This is a genomic window from Mesorhizobium sp. AR10 (assembly GCF_024746795.1).
GTDB lineage: Bacteria > Pseudomonadota > Alphaproteobacteria > Rhizobiales > Rhizobiaceae > Mesorhizobium.
Genome location: NZ_CP080524.1, coordinates 1,516,211 through 1,540,375, shown reverse-complemented (window position 1 = coordinate 1,540,375; position 24,165 = coordinate 1,516,211). Strand labels below are relative to the sequence as shown.

Annotated in this window: 22 protein-coding genes and 1 pseudogene; 3 read left to right on the top strand and 20 right to left on the bottom strand. The window is 62.3% G+C overall.

All coding sequences use genetic code 11. The features are described from left to right. Positions 1-12: 12 nt before the first annotated feature. The 4 genes from LHFGNBLO_RS10975 to glmM all read right to left on the bottom strand — a co-directional run bounded on the left by LHFGNBLO_RS10975 (position 13) and on the right by glmM (position 4,931). The gene (locus LHFGNBLO_RS10975) at positions 13-1,188 is read right to left on the bottom strand and encodes a phosphoserine transaminase (RefSeq protein WP_258606725.1); all 1,176 of its coding nucleotides are present in this window, start codon (positions 1,186-1,188) and stop codon (positions 13-15) included. A gap of 242 nt (positions 1,189-1,430) precedes the next feature. Beyond that, positions 1,431-2,291, bottom strand: coding sequence for an outer membrane protein (locus LHFGNBLO_RS10970; RefSeq protein ID WP_258606723.1), 861 nt, complete (start codon positions 2,289-2,291; stop codon positions 1,431-1,433). Between the two features lie 208 nt (positions 2,292-2,499). Continuing rightward, the gene (locus LHFGNBLO_RS10965) at positions 2,500-3,348 is read right to left on the bottom strand and encodes an outer membrane protein (protein WP_258606721.1); all 849 of its coding nucleotides are present in this window, start codon (positions 3,346-3,348) and stop codon (positions 2,500-2,502) included. Positions 3,349-3,578: 230 nt separating this feature from the next. Further along, positions 3,579-4,931 carry a phosphoglucosamine mutase gene (gene glmM / locus LHFGNBLO_RS10960; protein ID WP_258606719.1) on the bottom strand — a complete coding sequence of 451 codons (1,353 nt, stop codon included), beginning with the start codon at positions 4,929-4,931 and terminating at the stop codon, positions 3,579-3,581. Between the two features lie 375 nt (positions 4,932-5,306). Here glmM and LHFGNBLO_RS10955 point away from each other — a divergent pair. Further along, positions 5,307-6,015 (top strand): annotated as a pseudogene (locus tag LHFGNBLO_RS10955) (hypothetical protein). A gap of 70 nt (positions 6,016-6,085) precedes the next feature. Here the strand turns inward: LHFGNBLO_RS10955 and ppk2 are convergent. From ppk2 to ybgC, 11 genes are all read right to left on the bottom strand, one after another. Further along, positions 6,086-7,015, bottom strand: coding sequence for a polyphosphate kinase 2 (gene ppk2, locus LHFGNBLO_RS10950; RefSeq protein WP_258606709.1), 930 nt, complete (start codon positions 7,013-7,015; stop codon positions 6,086-6,088). A gap of 171 nt (positions 7,016-7,186) precedes the next feature. Beyond that, positions 7,187-9,115, bottom strand: coding sequence for an ATP-dependent zinc metalloprotease FtsH (ftsH, locus tag LHFGNBLO_RS10945; RefSeq protein WP_258606696.1), 1,929 nt, complete (start codon positions 9,113-9,115; stop codon positions 7,187-7,189). A gap of 121 nt (positions 9,116-9,236) precedes the next feature. Next, positions 9,237-10,604 (bottom strand): tRNA lysidine(34) synthetase TilS, encoded by a 1,368-nt coding sequence (tilS, locus tag LHFGNBLO_RS10940; RefSeq protein WP_258606691.1) that lies wholly within the window; start codon positions 10,602-10,604, stop codon positions 9,237-9,239. A 57-nt stretch (positions 10,605-10,661) separates the two neighbouring features. Beyond that, the gene (gene ybgF, locus LHFGNBLO_RS10935) at positions 10,662-11,744 is read right to left on the bottom strand and encodes a tol-pal system protein YbgF (protein ID WP_258606690.1); all 1,083 of its coding nucleotides are present in this window, start codon (positions 11,742-11,744) and stop codon (positions 10,662-10,664) included. Between the two features lie 283 nt (positions 11,745-12,027). Then, entirely contained in the window at positions 12,028-12,534 is a 507-nt protein-coding gene (pal, locus tag LHFGNBLO_RS10930; RefSeq protein WP_258606689.1) for a peptidoglycan-associated lipoprotein Pal, read from the bottom strand. An 82-nt stretch (positions 12,535-12,616) separates the two neighbouring features. Then, positions 12,617-13,057 carry a four helix bundle protein gene (locus LHFGNBLO_RS10925; protein ID WP_258609680.1) on the bottom strand — a complete coding sequence of 147 codons (441 nt, stop codon included), beginning with the start codon at positions 13,055-13,057 and terminating at the stop codon, positions 12,617-12,619. A gap of 118 nt (positions 13,058-13,175) precedes the next feature. Continuing rightward, positions 13,176-14,459, bottom strand: coding sequence for a Tol-Pal system beta propeller repeat protein TolB (tolB, locus tag LHFGNBLO_RS10920; protein ID WP_258609679.1), 1,284 nt, complete (start codon positions 14,457-14,459; stop codon positions 13,176-13,178). Between the two features lie 67 nt (positions 14,460-14,526). Further along, a complete protein-coding gene (locus tag LHFGNBLO_RS10915; RefSeq protein WP_258606688.1) occupies positions 14,527-15,684 on the bottom strand; it encodes an energy transducer TonB in 1,158 nt (385 codons plus the stop codon). Positions 15,685-15,691: 7 nt separating this feature from the next. Beyond that, entirely contained in the window at positions 15,692-16,144 is a 453-nt protein-coding gene (tolR, locus tag LHFGNBLO_RS10910; protein ID WP_258606687.1) for a protein TolR, read from the bottom strand. A gap of 11 nt (positions 16,145-16,155) precedes the next feature. Next, positions 16,156-16,866, bottom strand: coding sequence for a protein TolQ (gene tolQ, locus LHFGNBLO_RS10905; protein WP_258606686.1), 711 nt, complete (start codon positions 16,864-16,866; stop codon positions 16,156-16,158). Between the two features lie 313 nt (positions 16,867-17,179). After that, the gene (gene ybgC / locus LHFGNBLO_RS10900; protein ID WP_258606685.1) at positions 17,180-17,653 is read right to left on the bottom strand and encodes a tol-pal system-associated acyl-CoA thioesterase; all 474 of its coding nucleotides are present in this window, start codon (positions 17,651-17,653) and stop codon (positions 17,180-17,182) included. Positions 17,654-17,774: 121 nt separating this feature from the next. Between ybgC and LHFGNBLO_RS10895 the strand changes: the two genes are divergently transcribed. Then, a complete protein-coding gene (locus LHFGNBLO_RS10895; protein WP_258606684.1) occupies positions 17,775-19,025 on the top strand; it encodes a glycoside hydrolase family 5 protein in 1,251 nt (416 codons plus the stop codon). 6 nt (positions 19,026-19,031) lie between these two features. On the opposite strand, the gene LHFGNBLO_RS10890 is transcribed toward LHFGNBLO_RS10895, so the two are convergent. The 5 genes from LHFGNBLO_RS10890 to LHFGNBLO_RS10870 all read right to left on the bottom strand — a co-directional run bounded on the left by LHFGNBLO_RS10890 (position 19,032) and on the right by LHFGNBLO_RS10870 (position 23,020). Further along, positions 19,032-19,934 (bottom strand): metallophosphoesterase, encoded by a 903-nt coding sequence (locus LHFGNBLO_RS10890; RefSeq protein WP_258606683.1) that lies wholly within the window; start codon positions 19,932-19,934, stop codon positions 19,032-19,034. Positions 19,935-20,063: 129 nt separating this feature from the next. Then, complete coding sequence (gene ruvB, locus LHFGNBLO_RS10885) at positions 20,064-21,101, bottom strand: Holliday junction branch migration DNA helicase RuvB (RefSeq protein WP_258606682.1); 1,038 nt, start codon at positions 21,099-21,101, stop codon at positions 20,064-20,066. 43 nt (positions 21,102-21,144) lie between these two features. Beyond that, on the bottom strand, positions 21,145-21,765 hold the full coding sequence (gene ruvA, locus LHFGNBLO_RS10880; RefSeq protein WP_258606681.1) for a Holliday junction branch migration protein RuvA: 621 nt from the start codon (positions 21,763-21,765) through the stop codon (positions 21,145-21,147). Between the two features lie 27 nt (positions 21,766-21,792). Next, the gene (gene ruvC, locus LHFGNBLO_RS10875; protein ID WP_258606680.1) at positions 21,793-22,302 is read right to left on the bottom strand and encodes a crossover junction endodeoxyribonuclease RuvC; all 510 of its coding nucleotides are present in this window, start codon (positions 22,300-22,302) and stop codon (positions 21,793-21,795) included. 190 nt (positions 22,303-22,492) lie between these two features. After that, positions 22,493-23,020 (bottom strand): DUF1465 family protein, encoded by a 528-nt coding sequence (locus LHFGNBLO_RS10870; RefSeq protein ID WP_258606679.1) that lies wholly within the window; start codon positions 23,018-23,020, stop codon positions 22,493-22,495. A gap of 560 nt (positions 23,021-23,580) precedes the next feature. Between LHFGNBLO_RS10870 and LHFGNBLO_RS10865 the strand changes: the two genes are divergently transcribed. After that, positions 23,581-24,132, top strand: coding sequence for a DUF2269 domain-containing protein (locus LHFGNBLO_RS10865; RefSeq protein WP_258606678.1), 552 nt, complete (start codon positions 23,581-23,583; stop codon positions 24,130-24,132). The last annotated feature ends 33 nt before the right edge of the window (positions 24,133-24,165 follow it).

Below are 24,165 nucleotides of genomic sequence, written 5' to 3'. Positions count from 1 at the left end.
AAGGGGGAGGGACTAAGCCGCAGCCTTGAGCGACGCCTTCTGCGTCGCAAACGCCCAGTCGAGCCAGGGCAGCAGCGCTTCGAGGTCGGCGGTCTCGACCGTCGCGCCGCACCAGATGCGCAGGCCGGGCGGCGCGTCGCGATAGGCACCGATGTCATAGGCGACGCCTTCCTTATCGAGCGCCGAGACCAGACCCTTGGCGAACGCCGCCTGCCCCTCGGCATCGAGCGCTGCGACAGCCGGGTCGGTGAAGGAAAGGCAGACCGAGGTGTTCGATCGCGTCGCCGGTTCGACGGCGAGATGGCCGAGCCACGAGGATTTGCGGACAAAACCGTCGAGAACGGCGGCATTGCCGTCGGCGCGGGCGACCAGCGCCTCGAGGCCGCCGATCGACTCCGCCCAGGCAAGCGCATCGAGATAGTCCTCGACGCACAGCATCGACGGCGTGTTGATGGTCTCACCCCTAAAGATGCCCTCGATCAGCTTGCCGCCCGAGGTCAGCCGGAAGATTTTCGGCAGCGGCCAGGCCGGCTTATAGGTTTCCAGCCGTTCGACAGCGCGTGGGCTGAGGATCAGCATACCATGCGCGCCCTCGCCGCCCAGCACCTTCTGCCAGGAGAAGGTGACGACATCGAGTTTTTCGAAATCGAGCTTTTGCGCGAAGGCCGCCGACGTTGCGTCGCAGATGGTCAGTCCCTTGCGCCCGGCCGGGATGAAATCGCCATTCGGCACGCGCACACCCGAAGTGGTGCCGTTCCAGGTGAAGACCACGTCGCGGTCGAAATCGATTTTCGTCAGGTCGGGCAGTTCGCCGTAGTCGGCCTCGATCCTGCGCACGTCGGCGAGCTTCAACTGCTTGACCACGTCGGCGACCCAGCCGGAGCCAAAACTCTCCCATGCGACCATGTCGACGCCGCGGGCACCGAGCAGCGACCACAGCGCCATTTCGACCGCGCCGGTGTCCGACGCTGGCACGATGCCGATGCGGTAATCTGGCGGAACCTGGAGAATCTCCCGCGTCAGCTCGATCGCCTGTTCGAGCTTGGTCTTGCCGATCTTGGCGCGGTGGGAGCGCCCAAGCGCAGCATCTTTCAGTGCCTCGACCGACCAGCCGGGGCGCTTTGCGCAGGGACCTGAGGAAAAATTGGGGTTTGCCGGGCGGAATTCGGGCTTCGTATGCGTCGTCATCGTGGTCTATCCTTCCAGATAGTGGCCCCTCGTTGGGGAGGGGTGGCCCACGGACGGCGATATTCTTTCAGGCTTCAGGCGTCAAGAGGAAAGTTTTTGTCGCTGGCAGGATACTACAGCGCAGCACATCCTTTTGGATGCGCAATAGACGCTGTAGCGGTTTGATCTGCTGCAGCAAAAATGCCTGGCTAAAAGCAAACGGCGGACCCGAAGGCCCGCCGCGCTGATTGGCTTCAGCAAACCTACCAGAGATCGTAGCGTACCCCCAGCTTGACCGTCTGGTAGTCGACACCCTTGCGGATGTTGAAGGCGCCGCCGTCATAGGCGACAAATTTGGCGCCCGGGGCCGAGAAGTACTCGTAGCCCAGGTCGACGGAAACATTCTTGGTGACCTGATAGGAAAACCCTGCACCGATCGAATAAGCGAGGCTGAATTGGCCCTCGGTGTCGGTTTCACCTTCATATCCCGCAGGGTCGTTACAGAAGAACCCTCCAGTGCCGGCTGAATTGACCGGTACTTCGACGCAATCGCGGGCGCCGATGCTCCTGTAATATTTGTTGTATGCGACACCGACCCCACCGCCAACATACGGAGTGAACCCAACATAGGTGCCGAGGTCGACATAGCCGTTGGCCATGACGCTGTAACCCTTGTTGGAAGCATTGTTGGAGAGATCGCACGGCTGTGAATCCGGGATGGAATTGATGTTGCCGAAGATGTCGGACTCGAGTGTCGTGCCGTCGCAAGTGGCTGCCAGCCTCGCATGTTCGCCGAATTTGTCGGTTGGAAGTATCCCGCCGTTGAGTTCGACTCGAAGATAGTCGTTGATATGATACCCCATACCGATGCTGCCTGTGAAAAGGCTGCTCTCATCGCTAAGGCTGTCAAACGGGCCGGTCACCGTTTCCGCATGCTCGAACGGATGGCTGAACGCGTAGCCGACGTCGCCGCGCAAATACCACCCCGAGCCGACTTCGACCGGCACATAGTCCGGCGCCTGGTCGACATAGATCGGCGGATCGTAGTCGGCCGCCAGCACGGGCGTCAGTGGCATAAGGACGATTGCGGCAAGCGCCAGTGCTATACGCATTTTGACTGTCATGGTCCCCGGCTCCCGAAATTGGCGCCATCAATCGCAAGCGCCGTTTCAGAGCATTGTTAACCATAGTGGTTAAGTGCCGGTTAAGGATAACGGGAAGTTACCGAATTGATTTCGATAGGTTTCCGCCTGCGGATTGGAAAATAGACCGCTCAAACGAAAACCGCCCGGCAAGAGCCGGGCGGTTCGCGAACTCCAGGATTTCGAAGTGCTACTTCGTGTAGACCGGTTCCGGCTCGGGCACATAGGGCTCCGGAGCGGGGGCACAGTCCGATCTGCCGAACTGGTAGCGCAGGCCGCCGCGCACTTCATGGACGTCGATGCCTTTGTCATAGCCCGGACCGACGTTGCTGTCCGAGGCATACTCGAACATCTTGCCGCCGTTGATGTGGCTGTAGCGATAGCCGAGATCGAGCTTGACCCGATCGGTCAGGCAGTAGGACGCGCCGGCCATGAGAGCGTAGGCAAAGCGCCAGTTCTTTCCGCCGCGATGTTCGAACTCGCCGTCGAGATCGGTGTTGTGCAGCGTATCCCACTTGACCCAGGCGCCGCCGATACCAGCGCCGACATAGGGCGTAACGCCGTGCCATTTGCCGATATCGATATAGGCGTTGGCCAGCAGCAGCATTGCCGAATAGGACGAGGTGTCGCTCGAGGTACAGGCAACTGGCGGAGCGCCGCAGAAGCCGCTGGTCGAGCCACGGAAATCCGAGCTGGACATCCAGTCGGCGGTCAGATCGGTGCGGAAATACTGGTTGATCTGGTAACCGACGCCGGCACCGGCCGAGAAGGCGCTCTTCAGCGACCCGCTGTCGAAGCTGCCGGGAATCTGGGGCGGCGCTGCATTGTAGGTGGTGTAATCGGCGCCACCGAACTTCGACCAGTGATAGTCGATATCGCCGCGAATGTACCACCCACCAAAATCGGCCGGCTGCTCGTAGGCGACCGGCGGCGGGGCCTGCTCGACCACGGGCGGCTCTATGAAATCGGCGGCGAATACCGGTCCGGCCATTCCCGCGAGCAGCGCGGCAAAGAGGGCCTTTCTTGCTGTATTGAACATACTTGTCACCCCTGAGAACCTCGGAACGTCGTGTCCGCCCGAATGTGATTGACCTCAGTTGTGGATAATGAATTGCAAAGGTTAAAAGGCGTTTAACCGTGTCGATTAACCACGAATCCATACAATTCTAGCGAGAGAACGCTGCCTGGCTGCAGTGCGGATTGCGTTCGACCGGAAAGGCAAAGCCCGCCATGAGGCGGGCTTTCGGGTTCGGGGTGATGCGCCTGGGATCAGGCGGCGCTGCGCGTTTCCGAAATGATGTCGACGATATCGTTGACGACGGCTTCGACCAGTTGCTGGTCGTCGCCTTCAGCCATGACGCGGATGAGTGGTTCCGTGCCGGAGGGCCGGATGACCAGGCGCCCTGCCTTGCCCAAACGATTGCGGGCATCTTCGATTGCCGCCTTGACCGGCGCCTCCTCAAGCGGCTTGCCACCGGAAATATGAACGTTCTTCAACAGCTGCGGCACCGGCTCGAACTTCTTCGATAGCTCGCTGACCGGTCGGTTCTGTCGCTTGATGCAGGCCAGCACCTGGAGCGCCGAGACAAGGCCGTCGCCGGTGGTCGAGAAATCGGAGAGCACGATGTGGCCCGACTGTTCGCCGCCGACATTCAGCCCGTGGGCACGCATATGCTCGACGACGTAGCGGTCGCCGACCTTGGTGCGGTGCAGTTGCAAATTCATGTCGCCGAGGAAGCGTTCGAGACCGAGATTGGACATCACCGTGGAGACGACGCCGCCACCGGCCAGCCGCCCGCTCTGATGCCAGGACTCGGCGATCAGCGCCATGATCTGGTCGCCGTCGACGATCGTGCCGTTCTCGTCGACGATGACCACGCGGTCGGCGTCGCCGTCGAGCGCGATGCCGATGTCGGCACGCACCTCGTGAACTTTTTTCTGCAGGCCGGCCGGATGGGTCGAGCCGCATTCCTTGTTGATGTTGAAGCCATTGGGCTCGACATTGATGGCGACAACCTCGGCGCCGAGTTCCCACAACGCCTCGGGGGCCACCTTGTAGGCTGCACCGTTTGCGCAATCGACAACGATCCTGAGGCCCGAAAGCGACATTGACCGCGGCAGCGTGCGCTTGGCGAATTCGATGTAGCGGTCATGCACGCCATCGACACGCTTGGCGCGGCCAAGCCCATCCGAATCGGCGAGCGCCAGCTCGATATCCTTGTCGAGCATTCCCTCGATGCGCTCCTCGATCTCGTCGGAGAGCTTGTAGCCATCGGGACCGAACAGTTTGATGCCGTTGTCGTAATAGGGATTGTGCGAGGCCGAGATCATCACGCCGATATCGGCGCGTAGCGAACGCACCAGCATGGCGACCGCGGGCGTCGGGATCGGGCCGAGCAGAAACACGTCCATGCCGGCTGCACACAGACCCGACACCATCGCGTTCTCGATCATATAGCCGGAAAGTCTTGTATCCTTGCCGAGCACAACGCGGTGGCGATGGCTGCCACGCTGGAACGAAAGGCCGGCGGCCATGCCGACCCTCATGGCGATCTCCGCCGTCATCGGAAACTTGTTGGCGCGTCCGCGAATGCCGTCCGTGCCGAAATAACGACCTGCCATGCTTTTACCAGAGTCCCTGCCCGTTTCTTCTACGCAGTATCAATGCCACAAATTGGGATGCTTCTAATCATCACAATGCATGATCATATGTTACCAATCCGTAGAAAATCATTTCTCCGGGCAATTCAAGTGATTCGACAGCCTATCACGACGATCCTGTCATACGGCAAGAACCAATTATGGCAGCTGCTCGGCGCAGTTGCATCCGTCAAGGCGCGCCTCGTTGGCAGCAAGGGCGGGCAACAATCTCATCACCCCATCGGGAGGAATGCACTTTCTGGCTGCATCCACGCCAGTTAGCATCTGGCGCAGCCGATCGTTGAGAGTTATTGATTTGCAAGGGACATCAATGGGCGGCAGCAACGGAGAAACGCCATGCTCATCCATCGACTTGCAACTTTGACGGGCTTTGCCGTCGTGACCTTGTTTCTGGCAGCGCCTGCCAATGCGCTGACCATGGCCGAGTGCAGCACCAAGTACAACGCGGCCAAGGATGCGGGGACGCTCAACGGGCAGACCTGGAATCAGTACCGCAAGGCCGAATGCGGCACCGAGGCCAGCGCTACCACCACGACGGACACCAAACCGGCCAAGAAGACGGCGAAGGCCACCGACGCTGCCAAGCCCGACACCAAGGCTGCCGCCACCGATGCGGCGCCGGGTCTGACGGCGAAGGAATGCAGCGCCAAATATCAGGCTGCAAAAGCTGCCGGCACGCTGAACGGCGTGAAGTGGAACGACTTCCGCAAGACCGAATGCGCCGCGGGCGGGCGGCAAGAAGTGGAATGATTTCCGCAAGAGCGAGTGCGGCGCCTCCGCATCCGACGACGACACCGTTCCGGCTGCCGATGAGGCAACCTATACCAGCGACCCCGAGAAGCCGTCAGTGGCCGCCCCCAAAGGCGTAAAGTTCCCGACAGCGATCTCGAAGAAATTTGCCAGCGAGACCCCGGCCAAGGGCCGCATGCACACTTGCCTCGAACTGTACTATGCCAACAAGGACGCCGATACGCTGGGCGGCCTCAAGTGGATCCAGAAGGGCGGCGGCTTCTACAGTCTCTGCAATGCCAAGCTGAAGAGCTGATTTCGCAAGCTTCGAACCTATCAGGAACCCCGCGGACCTGGTCCGCGGGGTTCTTGTTTGCGCTGAAGTCTCAATAGACGGTCGGTACCCAGTGCTGGCTGGTCTTGGGCGGACGGACATAGCCGTCGTCTTTCTGACGCGGGCTCAGCTTTATCTTTGCCGGGCGGATTTCCTTGTACGGAATCCGCGTCAGCAGATGACTGATGCAATTGAGCCTTGCCTTCTTCTTGTTGTCGGCATCTACGATGTTCCACGGCGACTGATCGGTGTCGGTGAATTTCTGCATCAGGTCCTTGGCCCGCGAATACTCGACCCAGTGTTCGCGCGACTTGAGGTCCATGGGTGACAGCTTCCAGCGCTTGATCGGATTGTCGATACGCTCCTTGAAGCGGCGTTCCTGTTCGTCGTCGCTGACCGAGAACCAGTATTTGATCAGGATGATACCGGACTTGATCAGCATCTCCTCGAACAGCGGGCAGGAGCGCAGGAACTCGCTGCATTCGTCGTCGGTGCAGAAGCCCATGACGCGCTCGACACCGGCGCGGTTGTACCAGGAACGGTCGAACAGCACGATCTCGCCCTTGCCGGGCAGGTGCGACACGTAGCGCTGGAAATACCATTGGCTGCGTTCGCGTTCAGTCGGCGTGCCCAGTGCCACGACACGGCAGACGCGTGGATTGAGGCTTTCGGTGATGCGCTTGATGACACCGCCCTTGCCAGCCGCGTCGCGGCCTTCAAAGATCACGACGACCTTCAATCCTTCCTTCTGCACCCAGTCCTGCAACTTGATCAGTTCGAATTGCAGCCGGACCAGTTCGTCGACATAACGGTAGGATTTTCCGATCTTGGCGTGCTTGGCTTTCTTCTTCTTTTTCTTGCCCACGCCGGCATCACCGTTCGGCAATGTCCAGGCTGCTTCCTTTGCCTCGCCCTCAACGGCGTCGAGATGGACGTCGCCTTCGACCGGTGCATTTCTGGCCTGCTTATCCTTCTTGCCCATGATCACCTCCCACGCGGCCCGACGACAGCCGACTAAATTCACTCAATACGGACTGTGAGGGGAGTCAAGAGAAGGGGTGCAACGGCTGCCCGGATGCAAACGTCTCGCGCCCGAAAAACAAAACGCCGCGGCAAAGCCGCGGCGTTTTCCAAATCAGTCTCCTGGCTGGACCTAGCTTGACGGCTGAGGCTCCATGCCACCTTCGGGCTCAGGACCCTTCTTGCGGCGGCTGCCGGACTTCGGCACGGCCGAACCGCGGCTTGGCGGCGTGTCGTCGCCGAGGTCGCGGGCGGGCTTGTGGCCGGCGATCAGCTGCTTGATCTCCTCGCCCGACAGCGTCTCGTATTCGAGCAACCCTTGCGCCAGCGCGATCCATTCCTTCTTCTTCTTGGTCAGGATGGTCCTCGCCGTCGAATAGGCCTCGTCGATCAGCCGGCGCACTTCGGCGTCGATGATCTGCGCCGTCTCTTCCGAGACGTTCTGCGTGCGCGCCACCGAGTGGCCGAGGAACACTTCTTCCTGGTTGTCGCCATAGGCGACGTGGCCGAGCTTGTCGGAGAAGCCCCAGCGCGTGACCATGGCGCGCGCCAGCTTGGTCGCCTGCTCGATGTCCGAGGAGGCGCCCGACGTAATGTTCTCCTTGCCGAACTTGAACTCCTCGGCGACGCGGCCGCCCATCATGATGGCGAGGCGCGAGATCATGTATTTGTAGCTCATCGAGTAGCGGTCGCCTTCCGGCAACTGCATGACCATGCCCAGCGCCCGGCCGCGCGGGATGATCGTCGCCTTGTGCAGCGGATCGGCCGACGGCACGTTCAGCGCCAGGATGGCGTGACCGGCCTCGTGATAGGCGGTGAGTTCCTTCTCGGCCTGGGTCATCGCCGACGAGCGGCGCTCGGCGCCCATCATGATCTTGTCCTTGGCGTCCTCGAATTCGGCCATGGTGACGAGACGCTTGTTGCGCCGCGCCGCCATAAGGGCGGATTCGTTGACGAGGTTCATCAGGTCGGCGCCGGAAAAGCCCGGCGTGCCGCGTGCGATCACCTTGAGGTCGACATTAGGCGCCAGCGGCACGTTGCGCACATGCACCTTCAGGATCTTCTCGCGGCCGACGATGTCGGGGTTCGGCACCACCACCTGGCGATCGAAGCGGCCCGGACGCAGCAGCGCCGGGTCGAGCACGTCAGGCCGGTTGGTGGCGGCGATCAGGATGATGCTCTCGTTGGATTCGAAACCGTCCATCTCGACCAGCAACTGGTTCAGCGTCTGCTCGCGTTCGTCATTGCCGCCGCCGAGGCCTGCGCCGCGATGGCGGCCGACCGCATCGATTTCGTCGATGAAGATGATGCAGGGCGCATTCTTCTTGGCCTGGTCGAACATGTCGCGGACGCGGCTCGCGCCGACACCGACGAACATCTCGACGAAGTCAGAGCCGGAAATGGTGAAGAACGGCACGTTGGCCTCGCCGGCGACCGAACGGGCAAGCAACGTCTTGCCGGTGCCGGGAGGGCCGACCAGCAGCACGCCGCGCGGAATCTTGCCGCCGAGGCGCTGGAACTTTTGCGGGTCGCGCAGGAACTCGACGATCTCTTCCAGATCTTCCTTGGCTTCGTCGACACCGGCGACATCCTGGAAGGTGACGCGGCCATGCGCTTCGGTCAAAAGCTTGGCCTTCGACTTGCCGAAACCCATGGCGCGACCGGAGCCCGACTGCATCTGGCGCATGAAGAATATCCAGACGCCAAGGATCAGGATCATCGGCAGCCAGGAGATGAGATAGCCAAACAGCGAGTTGGATCCGTCGGATTCAGGACGCGCATTGATGGTGACGTTCTTGTCCTGGAGTCGCGAAACCAGCGACGGATCGCCAGGCGAATAGGTCTGGAAGCCGGCGGAGCTGTCCGTATACGTACCGGAAATGCGGGCGCCCGCGATCGTCACCGTCTTGACCCGGCCCGCCGCGACATCCTGCAGGAACTGCGAATAGGCGACCTCGGTCGAGGCTCCACGCGTCTGCGGCGTCTGGAACAGGTTGAAGAGGGCGATGAGCAGGACCGCTATGATCGCCCAGAGCGCGAGGTTGCGATAGTTCGGATTCATCTATTGTCCCGTTGGCGTCCGCAGCCGGACACATGATGAGAGGAAGCTTGCGCCTAACATAGGGAGAGCGCTCCCCCTTGCCAAGCATAACAGCACGTCTGGGTTAAGCTTTCGCCCATGATCAACCGGCACTGTGGCGGCTGGAAGGCAGGGCTGGGACAGGCGGCGCGCCGATCAACCCGGCGACAGCGTTGGCCGGCGCCAGATCGAAGGACGGCAGGAAGCGGGCGAAGGGCGCAACGGCCGGGCATGCCGCGATTGCCGCCGGCGCGCCACTGTCCCCCGGAAAACCAAGGCATTCGTGCTCGCGCCACAGCGCCGGCTCGGCAGCAAGGGCGGCACGGACAAGGCTTGGCGGCGTGCCGTCTTCGGCAACTGCCCGCCGGGCGGCGCCAGCCGCCCCCAGTGGCGCAATCAAAAATACACCTGAAGTGTCGCCCAATGTGATCCGCCGGCGGCCGTCCCACAGGACAGTCCCTGCCGCCGGCACAGCAGGCAGGTCGCGGGATTCACGGTGCAGGAAGATGCCGGCTCGCCGCGCATCGACCACCGTCCGCGACAATGTGGCGCAAAGCGGCCCGGCCCCCATCCGGTTGAAAAGCGCTTCGCTGCGGGCCTGGTCCGGCAGAAAGGAGACGCCGCCGATAGCGGCCAGCAGGATGCGCAAGGCGTAGACGGCAGTTGGGGCGTCGCCGGATGCCGCAAAGCCGGGATCGAGGCGGACGAGGCCGGGGCTTGGCCGGCTGGCAAAGCTGCCGATCAGGGCGGCAGCGCGGTGCCCAAGCTGCTCCCGCTCGGTGGCGGCACGGGCTGCCATCGCCATCGCGTCGTCCCCGCGCTTTGCACCATTGTCTTCGGCAAGTGCTGCGCGGATGCGTGGCCGTTCAAAACGCTTGTCGGCATTGGTCGGATCCTCGGCCCAGCCGACATGTCGGCGCAGCAGGACTTCGCGCAGCGCCCCGCGCCGCACGCCGAGCAACGGCCGCACGATCCAGATCCGCCAATCGTACAAGGTGGCAGGCGCCATGCCGGCAAGGCCTCGTCCCGCCATTTCGACGAGCCCTCTGCCCTCATCCCGCGTGTGCCGCATCAGCACGGTCTCGGCCTGGTCGTCGGCGGTGTGGCCGGTCAGGATTAGGCCGATGCCTTCCGCCTGTGCAGCCTCGGCCAGCAGCCGGTAGCGCGCCTCGCGCGCCGCGGCAGGCAGGCCGGCCGACGGCTTGCGCGCGGACCAGACCAGGGTGCGATGCGCGATGCCGCGCTCGGCGCAAAGCTTGGCCACCGCCTCCGCCTCTGCTGCCGAACCCGGCCGCAAGGCGTGATCGATCGTCACCGCCAGCAGCTTCGTCGCCGGCGCGGTACGGTCGAGATGATCTTTGAGGAGAAGGAGAAGGGCGGTCGAGTCGCTGCCGCCGGACACGGCTGCTACAGCGCCGCTGGTAAAGTCGATCTGCGAAAAATCCGAAAGGTCAGGCTCGGTGTCGAGCATCAATGCATGTCGCCCAAAAGGGGTCCCGGTTTTGGGGCAACGACATGCAAGAAAGGACTAGCACGCCGCGAGCGCCCTTTCCTGCTTGACGCGTTCCTTGAGCGCGCCGGAAATGTCGGGATAGCGCTTGCCGATCTCGCTGAAAGTGGCGCAGGCGACATCGCGTTGTTTCAATCCGACCAGCGACACACCGAGCTTCAGCAGCATGTCGGGGGCCTTCTTGGCCTTTGGATAGTCCTTGCTGGCAGCGAGGAAGGTCTCGGCCGCGTCGCGGTATTTCTGCTGGCCGAGCAGCGATTCACCCAGCCAGTAATGCGCGTCCGCCGCCTTGGCGTCCTTGGGGAAGCGGGCGATGTGATCGCGAAAACCCTGCTCGGCAGTACCGTAGTCGCCCGACAGGATGAACTGATAGGAATTGCGGTAGAGCTCTTCCGGGTTGTTGGTGGAGGGCAGTGCCGCGACCGCCGTGCCGTCTGGCTTGCCGGGCTTGGTGCCCGCAGCCGGGGCCTCTGCCGCGGGAGCGGCAGTCTCCGCCGCCGGCGCGGTTGACTGGGTGTTGCCGCCGGCGTCGATCACGTTGCCGTTCTTGTCGACGGTGATGGTGCCGAACGTCTTCGGCGGAGTGCCCGGCACCGTGGTGCCGGGATCGCCCGTGGGCGATTCGATGATGACATCCTCGACGCTCTGGCCGCCGGCGGGCGGTGTGCCAGCATCGGCCGGCGCTTGCGTCGCCGGCGCCTCGGCGACGCTGTTGTCGGTATTCGTCGTGGTGTCCGACTTCTTCTGTGCCGGCGGCTGCTGCGCGCCCTGCGAACCGCCTTCCAACTGCTGGAAGCGGAACTCATTGTCTTCCTGCTGCTTGCGGATCTGCTCCTGCATCTGCAGCACCTGGAAGTTGAGCTCCTCGATCTTCCCGTTCATCTGCCGCAGCTGTTCCTCCAGCGCCGTGGTGGTGGCGCCATCCGACTGCTGCGCGATCTGTTGCTGATCCGGCTTCTTCTTTTCACCGAAAATGCCGAGGTTGGGGAGATGGAAGGAAAAGCCGCTCTCTGCTGGTTGCCCGGTGCTGCTAGCCGGAGCGGCGACGCTTGATACGAGCAGCAGCGCAAGCGTGCCGCTCAAGACCGATCTGAAATGCATGTGCCTCTCGCCGTGAAATTCGTTGTCTGCTCTGCGCCTTTCCGGTCGCGTAGACCGAGCAGGCACCCTCGGCTCTTAGCAGGACGTGAGACTTCGGCCAAATTTTGTTTCGATGGGCCAGATATGAAAAAGGCGGCCTTTTAGCCGCCTTTCACATAGAGGTGTTGTATTTTTGCCGACTTCAGCGCCGCGCGTTCTTTAGAACACCCAAAGGACGCTGAAGCTCTTTGATCTGGCGCATGATCCTTTCCGAAAATCGAAGCCGATTTTCGGGGTCATGCACTCAGGAACCGGCGCCGCTGAGGGTGGTGACGGCGCGGCGATTCTGCGACCAGCAGGAGATGTCGTCGCAAACCGCGACCGGACGCTCCTTACCGTAGGAAATGGTCTTCAGGCGCTGGGCGGAAACACCTTTCGCGACAAGGAAGTCGCGGGTGGCGGCGGCGCGGCGGGCGCCGAGGGCCAGATTGTATTCACGCGTGCCGCGTTCGTCGGCATGACCTTCGATGACGATGGCATACTGTCTGTACTGGTTCAGCCACGTCGCCTGGCGCGAAAGCGTCGTCTGCGCGTCGGCGCGGATCGAGGTCGAGTCCGTGTCGAAGAAGATACGGTCGCCGATGTTGACGGTGAAGTCCTGCGCTGAGCCCGGCGTTGCCGCCCCGGCGCCGTTGAGGCCAAGATCGGCGGCGCTGTTCGGGGTCTTCTTCGAGGCGCAACCGGTGATGGCGAGCATCGCGATCAGCGCGATCATCACCGGGTTTCTGGTAAGTGTTGCGATACGGCCCATGCCGCCTCTCCTTCGCATTTCGAGTGATTTCATTGATCACCCAGTAACCACGTTTGGGTTAACCGGCATTCAACAAACACGGTTAAGATTTGGTTTCGGCTGCCGTCCGCAACCTCATTGACCGATGGCCACAATGTGCGGGGACCATGGGCGGAAATACGGCCGAAACATGGAAAAAGGGGGAATTGAGGAATTGAGGAATTGAAGAACTGGAGAAAGAGGTCACCCCAGCCTTTCTCTGAGATTCACCAGCATTCCGTAGATATGGGCGTAGGATTTGCTGCCACTCGTCGAATTGCGGCTGTGTGATGTATTTGAGGTCGAACGCGTACGAGATCCATGTCTCAACTTCACTGCATGACCCCATGGCCATTGAAATGAACCGCGCGAATTCGGCCTTGGAATGGGTCTGCTTGGCAAATCCCTCAGCCAAATTAGCGCAAATCCCCTTGCTGGAGCGTCGCAATTGATCGGCCAGCGCGTATTGCTCGATTTTCGGAAACGCAAGCGTGGCGCTGTGGATTTCGAGAGAAACCGCATAAGCGCGCTTACAGACCTCTAAGTCCCTCGCTCGCCTAATATAGCTTCCTGTCTTTCCATCTCCTCAATTGTTCAATTCGTCATTTCTCCAATTCCTCTCTTTATTCCAGCAGCGGCGACCAGGCCGGATCGGAAGCGAAGTTCGCCGTCGGGATCGGCTGTTCGTTGCGCCCGGTGAGATCGACCGAAACCAGTTTCGGCCCGCCGGCAGAATCGCGGAAGAACATCAGCACCCGGCCGTTGGGCGCCCAGGTCGGTCCCTCCTGCTGGAAGCCCGTGGACAGGATACGCTCGCCCGAGCCGTCGGTCTTCATGACGCCGATCTGGAATTCGCCGCCGGTCTGCTTGGTGAAGGCGATGAGATCGCCGCGTGGCGACCACACCGGCGTCGAATAGACGCCGTCGCCGAAGGAGATGCGGTTCTGTCCCGAACCGTCGGCGCCCATCACATAGATCTGCGCCCGACCGCCGCGGTCGGAGGTGAACACCACCTGGCTGCCATCCGGCGAATAGGACGGCGAGGTATCGATGGCGGTCGAATTGGTCAGCCTGGTCGTCGAGCGGCTTCGCAGATCCATGGCGAAGATGTTGGAATTGCCGTCGTCGCGCAGCAGGCTCATGATCACCTTCTGGCCATCGGGCGAGAAGCGCGGCGCAAAGGTCATGCCGGGAAAATTGCCGACCAGTTCGCGCTGCCCGGTCTCGATCTGCAGGAGATAGACCCGCGGCTGGCCGCTTTCATAGGACATGTAGGTGATTTCCTGCCGGTTCGGCGAGAAACGCGGGGTCAACACGATCGACTTGCCGTCCGACAGATAGCGCACGTTGGCGCCGTCCTGGTCCATGATGGCGAGGCGCTTCCTGCGCGCGTTCTTGGCGCCCAATTCGTCGATGAAGACGACGCGTGTGTCGAAATAGCCTTTTTCGCCGGTCAGCCGCTCATAGATGGCGTCGGCTATGATGTGGGCGACACGCCTTGTGTTGGCGTCATTAGCGAAGAACTGCTCACCGGACATCTGCTGGCCGGCAAAGGTATCCCACAGCCGGTATTGGGCGCGGATGCGGCCGTCGGCCTCCTTGCCGACGCTGCCGGTCACCAGCGCCTGCGCGTTGATCACCTTCCAGTCGTCGAAGCGAGGCGTCGCATCCGGGTTCGCGATTTTCTCGATGAAGGCGCTCTTGTCGATCGGCGCGAACAGGCCGGAGCGTTTCAGATCGGCGCTGACGATCTCGGAGATCTGGGCGCCAAGCGCATCTCCGCCCTGAAAATCGGTGATGGCAATAGGCAATGGCTCGACATTGCCCTTGTTGACGTTGAGCTCGACAAGCGCCATCGCCGGCAAGGTGGCGGCAGCAGTCATACCCAACGCCATCGCGGTGATCATCAGGAGTGGCTTGAGGATGGATTTCATATCTTCTCGCTTCTCTTCAATGGTTCTGTGAGGGCCAGGCCTAGAGGCCAAGCATCTCCCTCGGATCGAAAGTGACCCGGACGTCGGCCCAGATGTCTTGTTTGCCGGCGGGAACCTGCAGGCCGGAAACATCGCATTTCTGGACCGCACGCACGGCACTTTCGTCGAACTGGCGGTTTCCGCTCGATGTTTCGACCGACGGGCGGCCGTCCAGCTTGCCGGAGGCATTGAGATTGAACCGGATCACAGCGACGAAATTCTCCGAACCCTCGACCCCCACCGGAAGGGTCCAACAACCGCCAAGCTGATCCTCCAAAACTCCCATCTCCGTCCTCGACAATTTCTGGCCCTGGTCCTTGTCGGCGCCAAGCGATGCCTGCTGGGTCGAGCGCTTGGCGCCGCCGCCAGATGGCTTCTGCTTGTCGAGAAGGGCGGAAATCTCGTCGGCGTTGAACTGCTTGTCGGCCGATTTCGGCTTGGATGAGGCTTCCTTGACCGGCTTGTCGGCGTCCTTGCGGTCCGGCGCCTTGGCGCTTTCGGCCTGGGCGGGCTGCGGCTTCGGCCGGGCTTGCGGCGCAGGCGCGGAATCCGGAAGCTGCGTCGCCTCGGCGGGCGGCTCCTTCGCAATCGCTTCCGCCACGGCATCCGGCTTGACCTCGGGCGTCGGCTCGATCGCGGCGGTCGTCTCCTGCGGCGGAGCCGGTGTCGGCTCCTTGGCCGGTGTCGGCTTGGGATCCGGCTGCTTGACCGGCTCCGGCTTCACCTCTTCCTTCGGCTGCGGAACCGGGGTCACCTCGGTCGCAGGAATCGGTTTCGGCTGCTCCTTCGGCTTCGGCACGTCCTCGGTCTTCGGCTTCTCGATCGGTGTCGGCGCAGGCGGCGGCGCAGAGGTGGTATCCACCGGCTTGGGCTTGGCTTCCGGCGTTATCGGCTTGTCGGTGTCGACACTGTTCTCGCCGACCTTCTGGGCGTCGGGCACGATATCCGGGCGCTGGGTCGGTAGTGGTGCCGGCTTTTCATGCACGACGGCCTTCTTGTCGCCCTGCAGAACTTGGGCGGTGGCCTCCATCGGGATGATCTCGACCGCCAGCGACTCGACATCGGATGCTGGAAGCGCAGTCGGCCCCGTCAGCGTGAACAGCCCGAAGGCAATCGCCGCTGCATGCAAGATCACCGATGTGGTGAGGCCGGTTCTCATCTTGCGTCTACTGATCCTGTTCCTGCAGCGAGACGAGGCCGATATTCTTGTACCCAGCGGCCGAGATGCGGGCCATCACCTTCATGGCTGTGCCATAGTCCGTGGCCTTGTCGCCGCGGATGAAAATGCGCTCGTCATAGCCGGTCTTCGAGATCGCCTGCAGCTTGGCCACCAGTTCGTCGATCGGGATTTCGGTTTCCTGCAGATAGATCTGGCCGGCAGAGTTGATGGAGACGGTGATCGGCTGCGTGTCGGCGTTCATCGCCTTGGCCTGCGTATCCGGCAGGTCGATCGGCACGCCGACCGTCAGCAAGGGTGCAGCGACCATGAAGATGATCAGCAGCACCAGCATCACGTCGACCATCGGCGTGACGTTGATCTCCGACATCAGCGCGTGGTGGCGGCCGCGCCGCCTGTGGCCGCGCCCGCCGCGTCCAGCAATGCCTACGGACATACCCATCTAGCTACTCCTCAGGCCTTCTGTGCGACTTTTTCATCGATTTGGCGCGAGAGTATGGCGGAGAACTCGTCGGAGAACCCCTCCATGCGCATCGCGATCTTATTCGCATCGGACGACAGCTTGTTGTAGGCGATGACGGCAGGAATGGCGGCGAGGAGGCCGATGGCCGTCGCCAGCAGCGCTTCGGCAATGCCGGGTGCGACCACCGACAGGCTGGTGTTCTTGGACGCGGCAATCGCCTGGAACGACGTCATGATACCGATCACGGTGCCGAACAGACCGATGAATGGCGCGGCCGAGCCAGTGGTGGCGAGAAAACCAAGCCGCCCTTCCAGCCGTTCCATCTCGCGGGTCAGTGCCAGATCCATCGCCTTGTCGATGCGGTTCTGCAGCCCGAGCGGCGATTTGGCGCCCTTCTCGAAGCTCTTCTTCCATTCGCGCATGGCAGCGACGAAGATCGCGCCCATGCCGGTGGTCTTGCGGTCGGCGAGTGTGCGGTAAAGCTCCTCCAGCGACTGTCCCGACCAGAACACCTGTTCGAAGCGATTGAGGGCGAGCCGCATGCGGGCGTAGGCGACGAGCTTGTCGACGATGATCGCCCAGGTCCAGATCGAGGCGCAGAGCAGCCCTATCATGACGAGCTTGACGACCCAGCCGGCCTGCATGAACAGGGCCCAAATCGATAAATGCGCGCCCGGTTCGGCGAGTGCGATATTTTCCATGGTTACGTCCTTAAGATTTTCCGGGCGTGGCTGGCGGCTGGCCCATGGGCATCCCTTGTGTCCGTTTGCGCAAAAAGCTCGCGGATTAACCCCAAATGCACCGATGGCGGCCTTTTCGGGGCAAATGTTGGTGAAAGGAAGGCGCTTGGATTCTTCCAATCTTCACCAATCTCTTCATGAACCGTTATGGTTAAGGATGGGTTAGGAAATAAGGCGCGGCGCATTGCCGCGCCCGGGCGCTCGCCGGCAATCGTCATTGCGCTCCGCAGGGCACAGCGAAAAAGTGGTGCCCGGATCGCTGGCGGCAGAATTCTTAGCTGCTTGCCTTGGGCATGAACGCTGCCACCCAGTCCCTGGGGAAGCGGCGCGGCCGGCCGTTCTCGCCGATGATCGCCGCCTCGACCCGCGCTTCGACCAGCACTTCATCGCCGCGCTTCAACTGCTGGGCCATGAAGATGCGGGCGCCGGAAATGTCGTCGGTGCGCGTGTCAATGGTCAGGATATCGTCGATGCGGGCCGGGCCACGGAAATCGATCTCCATGCGCCGCACCACCCAGACTATCTTTTCGCCGTGCTTGCCATCGGCAAGCTCGGTGTGATGGACGCCGGTCAGCCGAAGGTAGTCGGAACGGCCGCGCTCGAAGAATTCGAGATAGCGCGCATGGTAGACAACGCCGGAGAAATCGGTGTCGGCATAGTAGACCCGCGCCATCAGCCGGTGGCCGAATTCCGTCAGCGCGCCGGAAAGCCCGGCAGAGAGCGTCGCTGATTCACCATGATCGTCCATTGCGCTTTCCTTTTTGGGCCTGACCGGGCACCTAAAACGCGTCGCGCTTTTGGGTGTTTTTCTGTGCGCGTCGTTATCCCGCACTTTTGGGCGGCACGCACCAGCTTGGCGCAGGAACCGGATGGCACTGTTGACGGCGATGATCAAGACCTCGATGGCGGCGCTGCTTGTGCTGGCAGCATCGGCGCTGCCCGGGAACGCGGCAAGCTTTTCGATGAAGCGCGGCCTCAATCTCGACCAATGGACGACCTGGCCTGGCGAGGACAAATGGGGCGACCGGCAGGCCATCCTGCCCTATCCCGAATGGCGTAAATTTCTCAACGACAACGACCTCAAGGCACTAAAAAACGCCGGTTTTGACTTCCTGCGCATGCCGGTCGACCCGTCGCCTTTCCTCTCCGACCAGACACTAGCGCTGCGTGACGACCTCTATGCCAGCGTGCTGGACTCGGTGCGCATGATCAACCGCGCCGGGTTGAAAGTGATCGTCGACATGCACCTGATCCCGGCCGGCGGCAGCCGCAAGATCGGCATGGGTGAGGTGATGGACGATCCGTCTATTTTCGATGCCTATGTCGAGGTGGTGCGCAAGATGGCGCACACGCTTGCTACGGAAGATCCGGGCCAAATCGCCTTCGAGCCGATGAACGAGCCGATCGTCGATTGCGACACCGACGGCACCGGCCTGTGGCCGGATCGCCAGCAAAAACTGTTTGCGGCGGCGCGCTCCTCCGCCACCAAGCTGACGCTGATCCTGACCGGCGCCTGCTATTCCAACGCAGCCTCACTGGCGAAGGTCGACCCCAAGACCATCCCGGATGACAACATCATCTGGACCTTCCATTCCTATGATCCATTCCTGCTCACCCACCAGGGCGCGACCTGGGCCGGCGATTTCATCCCCTACGTGACCGGTCTGCCCTATCCGCTGACGGGAGTGCCGCGGGCTCAACTCAATGTAACGCTCGACACCATCCGCGCCAGGATCAAGGCCGAGGCGCCATGGTTGCGGCAGAGCGGCCTGCTCGCCTATCTCGACGAGCAGGTGGCCAGCATGGACAGCCCCGACAAACTGCTCGGCGTGATGGATGCCCCGTTCGACACGGTCGAGACCTGGGCGAAGACCAACGGCATCAAGCCGGAAAACATCACACTGGGCGAGTTCGGCATGATCCGCCAGGAATACGGCGATTCCTATGTGATGCCGGCCGAATATCGGGCCGCCTATGTCAAGGATATGATCGCGCGTGCCGAGGCGCACGGCTTCTCATGGTCGGTATGGAGCTATGGCGGCGCCTTCGGCATCGTCGACGCCTTCGATGGTGAAAAAGCCGAACCCGCCGTGATGGAAGCGATCAAGTCACTGCCTTGAGGGCGTTTAGGGCGAGCCAAGATCAATCGACACGATTTCCGGGCGCATACCAAAACGCACCGGCAGGATGCTAAAGCCCAGACCGCCGGAGACGATCAGGTTGCGATCGTGCTCGACGATATGGCCATAGGCATAGCGGTTACCGAACCGGGATGGCACGACCGGTGAATAACCGAACAGCCGCACTTGTCCGCCATGGGTGTGGCCGGACAGGGTCAACGAAACCTGCCACGGCACCTTCGGGAATATGTCCGGCTCATGCGCGAGCAGGATGACTGGAGACCGGTCGTTCACCTTCGCAAGGGTGCCACGGAGATCATCCAATCCCTTGAATCGGGTGCGGCCCCAGCCCGGTCGCAATGCGAGCTGGTCCGCAAGTCCGGCCAGCCAGAAGCCATGTCCGTCCTTTTCCAGGCGTACGACATCGTTCTCCAGCACCGGGATGCCGGCACGCTCGAGCGCAATGCGCGCTATCGTCGGCCCGGCCCCGGCCTGCTGCGCGGAACGATCATCCCACCAGTCGTGATTGCCAAGGATCGACCACACGCCGAGCGGCGCCTTGAGGCCGGACAGAGCCGGAGCCCATTCCGACGCATCGACCCAGTCCGAGACCAGGCGGGTACCGGCTGCGTAGTCGCCAAGCAGGACAATCAGATCCGGCTGCAATGCGTTCGCCTGCTCGACAAGCGAAGCGATCCGCTCAGGCGTCATCCAGGGACGGCAGGCATGGATGTCGGCAAGCGCAACGACGCGCAGCCGCAAACCCACCGGCCAATGTGGTGGCGTCAGGGAATAGCGCTTCACATGCGTCAACAGCATCGGCTCGATGCCGACCGCATAGGCACTGAGCGACACGGCCGATAGAAACGAGCTACCGATGAAGCGCAGGAAACCACGTCTGGTGATCAAGGTCAGCTCCGGCGGTTGTTGGGACCGACTGTCCCACAGCGCGAAGCCTCGTTAAAATCCGCAAATGCGCCGGCAAGCCGACCAGGATGAGGAGATTTTGCGCAGCAACGAAGCCGGCAGAGCTGGTCGCTATTCTTCCTGGAACAGGCTGATCTGCTGCTGCGCCAGATCCTTCGGCGCATCGAGGCCGAGATGCCGCCAGGCATTGGCCGTCAGCACGCGGCCGCGCGGCGTGCGCTGGATGAAACCCTGCTGGATCAGATAGGGCTCGATAATGTCCTCGATGGCGTCGCGCGGCTCGGAAAGCCCCGCCGCGATCGTCTCGATACCGACCGGCCCGCCGCCAAAGTTCCGCGCGATCATGGAGAGGTAGCGCCGGTCGAGCGCGTCGAGGCCGAGCGCATCGACCTCCAGCCGCGTCAGTGCCTCATCGGCGATCTGTCTGTCGACATGCCCGTCACCGGCCACGCTGGCGAAATCGCGCACGCGGCGCAGCAGCCGGCCGGCGATGCGCGGCGTGCCGCGCGCCCGGCGCGCAATCTCCAGCGCGCCATCGTCGCCGAGCGGCATGGCAAGGATGCGCGCGCCGCGCCGCACGATCTGCTCCAGTTCCTCGACCGAATAGAAATTGAGCCGCACCGGAATGCCGAAGCGGTCGCGCAGCGGGTTGGTCAGGAGGCCAAGGCGGGTGGTGGCGGCGACCAGCGTAAAGCGGGCGAGGTCGATCTTGACCGAGCGTGCCGCCGGTCCCTCGCCGATGATCAGGTCGAGCTGGAAATCCTCCATCGCCGGATAGAGGATTTCCTCCACCGCCGGATTGAGCCGGTGGATCTCGTCGATGAACAGCACGTCACGGTCTTCGAGATTGGTGAGGAGTGCCGCGAGATCGCCGGCCTTGGCGATGACCGGACCGGAGGTCGAGCGGAAATTGACGCCGAGCTCGCGCGCCATGATCTGCGCCAGCGTCGTCTTGCCTAGGCCGGGCGGCCCGACGAACAGCACATGGTCGAGCGCCTCGCTGCGCCCCTTGGCGGCCTCGATGAAGACCTTGAGATTGGCCCGCACCGCCGCCTGGCCGACGAAATCGTCAAGCGTTTGCGGCCGCAAGGTCTGCTCGGCGTCCTCGCCACGCTTGTCGGGCGCAATCAGTCGGGGCGAAAGGCTCATGCCGCCTTCCTTGCACAGGGGAGGGAACGGGACAAGCGACGCCTCACCGCGCCAGCTCCTTCAGGCCGAAGCGGATCAGCTTCGACGCATCCGCGTCTTCACCGGCGGTCTTCAGCGCCGCCGCCACCGCATTGGCGGCGGTGTCGCGCGAATAGCCGAGATTGACCAGCGCCGAGACGGCGTCGGTGATCGGCGCCGGCGCCACGCCTTCGCCGAGCTCCTGCTTCAGGCCGATGGTGCCGGAGGCAGAACCGGCATATGCCGGCGCCTTGTTCTTCAATTCGGTGACGATGCGCTCGGCCACCTTCTTGCCGACGCCCGGTGCGCGGCTGACCATCGCTATGTCGCGTAGCGCGATGGCATTGGCGAGATCGGCCGGCGCCAGCGTCGACAGGATGGCCAGCGCCACCTTGGCGCCGACGCCCTGCACATTGCTCATCAGCAGTCGGAACCACTCGCGCTCCAGCACCGACTGGAATCCGTAGAGCCGCAGCATGTCCTCGCGCACATAGGTCTCGATGAACAGCACCACCGCCTCGCCGGGCGCCGGCAGAGCCGCCAGCGTGCGGACCGAGCAATAAGCGACATAGCCGACGCCATGCACGTCGACGATGCAGAAATCCTCGTCGATTTCGTCCAGTGTACCCCTGAGTTTGCCGATCATTTGGGCTTGCCGATCATGCGTGACCCCTCATGCCAGCGCTGCCATCCGGTAGGCGACGCTCTGCCGGTGATGCGCATGGCAGATGGCGATGGCCAGCGCGTCGGCGGCATCGTCGGTGTCGAAAGTCGCCTTCGGCATCAACACCCTCACCATCATATGGATCTGTTTCTTGTCGCCATGGCCGACTCCGATCACCGCCTTCTTGATGGCGTTGGGCGCATATTCGGCAACCAGCAAACCCGCGCGCGCCGGAACCAGCATGGCGATGCCGCGCGCCTGGCCGAGTTTCAGCGTCGCTGCTGCGTCCTTGTTGACGAAGGTCTGCTCGACCGCAGCCTCGTGCGGCATGGCCGCATGCAGGATCTCGGTGAGCCCGTCATGTAATTGGCAAAGGCGCGTCGCCAACGCCGCCTTGTCGTCGGAACGCACGGTACCGGAGGCGACGAAGCGCAGCGAGTTGCCGAGGCTCTCGACGATGCCCCAGCCGGTGCGCCTGAGCCCCGGATCGATGCCGATTATGCGAATCGCTTCCCCCATCCGCCAAGTCTACCTCCGGCGGACAGCGATGCCAGTGAAATGTGAACAAACCAGAAACAACCCACCGCAACGGTGTGCAGGCTGCTTGATGGCGTGGTTTTCGAGAACCGGAGCGGAGCGTACTTGAGTACGTGAGCACCGGAAGCGCAGAAAGGCGATGTCCGTCAGAGTAGAATTATCAAGCAGGCCGTCAGCCGCGGGCGAAAGCCGTGTTTAGCAGCGTGATCTGGTCGGAAACCGGATTGACGCGGCGGGCCGCGGGCGGCGTGTCGACCATGGCGCCGCCGTAGATTTCCTCGTCCATGCGGCGCACCAGCGCCTGCAGCCGCAACGAGCGGGTGACGAGGTCGAGGAAATCCTTGGGCAATTCGGCCCAGCCGGCCGCTTCGTCATGCGCGGAAGCGGTGTCGAGACGCACCTTGGACTTTTCCGAAGCGACCTGGTCGCGGGTCATCTCGCCGGAATTCGCGGCCCGCTGCAAAAGCAGCCAGGAGGCGACCTGCATCAGCCTCGTGGTAAGCCGCATCGACTCGGCCGCATAGAGCGTCGCCGCCAGCCTGGACAGCTTCTTGGCCTCGGCCCGGCCCTTGCCGTCGAGATATTCGGCCGCCTGCTCGACCAGCCCCATGCCTTCCTGGTAAAGCGGCTTGAAGGATTGGGAGAAAACCCGGCGTTCCGCCAGTTTAATGGTTTTCGCGCCCTTCGAAGGCTCGTTCATCGATACGCCCCTGCAATACCCGCTGGCTGATTCGGCTTCATCACCGTCACGCCCGCACCCTAAACGACTGAGCTTTGAAAATGCGCTTCGTCACCGGCGAAGGCAAGCACATGTTTAACAAACGGTTAACGGCGCTGTTCCGGACGCCCTAGGGAAACGCGGACAAAAAAAGAGCCGCGGATAAGGCGGCTCTCAGGAGTTTAACAGGGAGGCGTCAAACGAAGTGGCTCCAACCACTCGGTAAGAATCCAGATAACTGGATGGCCATAGTAAACGCCTGTAAAGCTTAATGAAGCCTTAACGGCATCGATATTTTTCGATCGAGCGCTTCCCTTCTGTGCCGTAACAGCACAGCCGACCGACCTTTCAGGATCGCATCAGGGGCCCGCTCAGGCCTTCCACACCGTCGGTATTGCGGCTGCGCTGCGCAACGACGAAACAAACCGGCCTTGCGCGCGACATCGTTCCGAAACAGGCACCACGCTAAACGCCCATTCCTCAAAACGAGGCGGAGCGATCTTGCACCGTCTGCAATCATCAAGACATCCAGGGGAATAACCGTGGACTGGTACTCGATCGTCAAGTTTCTGCACATTGTTACGGCGACCATCTGGGTCGGCGGCGGCTTCACGCTGATGCTGCTAGGCGTGCTCGCCGATCGAGCCGGCAATCGCGAAAATGTGATGTTCATCATGCGCACCGTGGCCCAGCTGGGCAACAGGCTGTTCGCGCCGATGTCGATGCTGACGCTGCTTTTCGGCCTGGTCATGGCCTGGTTCTGGATCGGCTTTTCCAACCTGTGGATCGTCATCGCCCTTTTGGGCTTTGCGGCTGCCTTCTTGACCGGCACAGTTGTGTTCAAGCCAACCGCCGACAAGATGCTCGCCCTGGTCGAGAAAGAGGGGATCAGCCCGGCCGCCATGGATCTTGCGCGGCGCATGCTCGCCTTCGGCAAGATCGACTATGCGGTGATGTTGGTGGTGGTGGCCGACATGGTGCTGAAGCCGACCCTGGACGATGTCGCCATCCTTGGCGCTATGGTGGCGGTGCTGGCGGCCGGTGTCGCCATGGCATTTGGCGGCGCACGGCGGATGGCGCCAGCCCACGCGTGAACAAGCAGGTGACGGGCCCCAACGCTGTCACCG

Bases quoted from the DNA above. Each gene is read 5' to 3' on its own strand.
- LHFGNBLO_RS10895 (WP_258606684.1), top strand. From the start codon at position 17,775: ATGGCACTGTTGACGGCGATGATCAAGACCTCGATGGCGGCGCTGCTT.
- tolB (WP_258609679.1), bottom strand. From the start codon at position 14,459: ATGATCACCGCGATGGCGTTGGGTATGACTGCTGCCGCCACCTTGCCG.
- pal (WP_258606689.1), bottom strand. From the start codon at position 12,534: ATGGGCCGTATCGCAACACTTACCAGAAACCCGGTGATGATCGCGCTG.
- tolR (WP_258606687.1), bottom strand. From the start codon at position 16,144: ATGGGTATGTCCGTAGGCATTGCTGGACGCGGCGGGCGCGGCCACAGG.
- ybgC (WP_258606685.1), bottom strand. From the start codon at position 17,653: ATGGACGATCATGGTGAATCAGCGACGCTCTCTGCCGGGCTTTCCGGC.
- ybgF (WP_258606690.1), bottom strand. From the start codon at position 11,744: ATGCATTTCAGATCGGTCTTGAGCGGCACGCTTGCGCTGCTGCTCGTA.
- ppk2 (WP_258606709.1), bottom strand. From the start codon at position 7,015: ATGGGCAAGAAGGATAAGCAGGCCAGAAATGCACCGGTCGAAGGCGAC.
- glmM (WP_258606719.1), bottom strand. From the start codon at position 4,931: ATGGCAGGTCGTTATTTCGGCACGGACGGCATTCGCGGACGCGCCAAC.
- ruvA (WP_258606681.1), bottom strand. From the start codon at position 21,765: ATGATCGGCAAACTCAGGGGTACACTGGACGAAATCGACGAGGATTTC.
- LHFGNBLO_RS10970 (WP_258606723.1), bottom strand. From the start codon at position 2,291: ATGACAGTCAAAATGCGTATAGCACTGGCGCTTGCCGCAATCGTCCTT.
- LHFGNBLO_RS10965 (WP_258606721.1), bottom strand. From the start codon at position 3,348: ATGTTCAATACAGCAAGAAAGGCCCTCTTTGCCGCGCTGCTCGCGGGA.
- LHFGNBLO_RS10870 (WP_258606679.1), bottom strand. From the start codon at position 23,020: ATGAACGAGCCTTCGAAGGGCGCGAAAACCATTAAACTGGCGGAACGC.
- ruvC (WP_258606680.1), bottom strand. From the start codon at position 22,302: ATGGGGGAAGCGATTCGCATAATCGGCATCGATCCGGGGCTCAGGCGC.
- tolQ (WP_258606686.1), bottom strand. From the start codon at position 16,866: ATGGAAAATATCGCACTCGCCGAACCGGGCGCGCATTTATCGATTTGG.
- tilS (WP_258606691.1), bottom strand. From the start codon at position 10,604: ATGCTCGACACCGAGCCTGACCTTTCGGATTTTTCGCAGATCGACTTT.
- ruvB (WP_258606682.1), bottom strand. From the start codon at position 21,101: ATGAGCCTTTCGCCCCGACTGATTGCGCCCGACAAGCGTGGCGAGGAC.
- ftsH (WP_258606696.1), bottom strand. From the start codon at position 9,115: ATGAATCCGAACTATCGCAACCTCGCGCTCTGGGCGATCATAGCGGTC.
- LHFGNBLO_RS10975 (WP_258606725.1), bottom strand. From the start codon at position 1,188: ATGACGACGCATACGAAGCCCGAATTCCGCCCGGCAAACCCCAATTTT.
- LHFGNBLO_RS10915 (WP_258606688.1), bottom strand. From the start codon at position 15,684: ATGAGAACCGGCCTCACCACATCGGTGATCTTGCATGCAGCGGCGATT.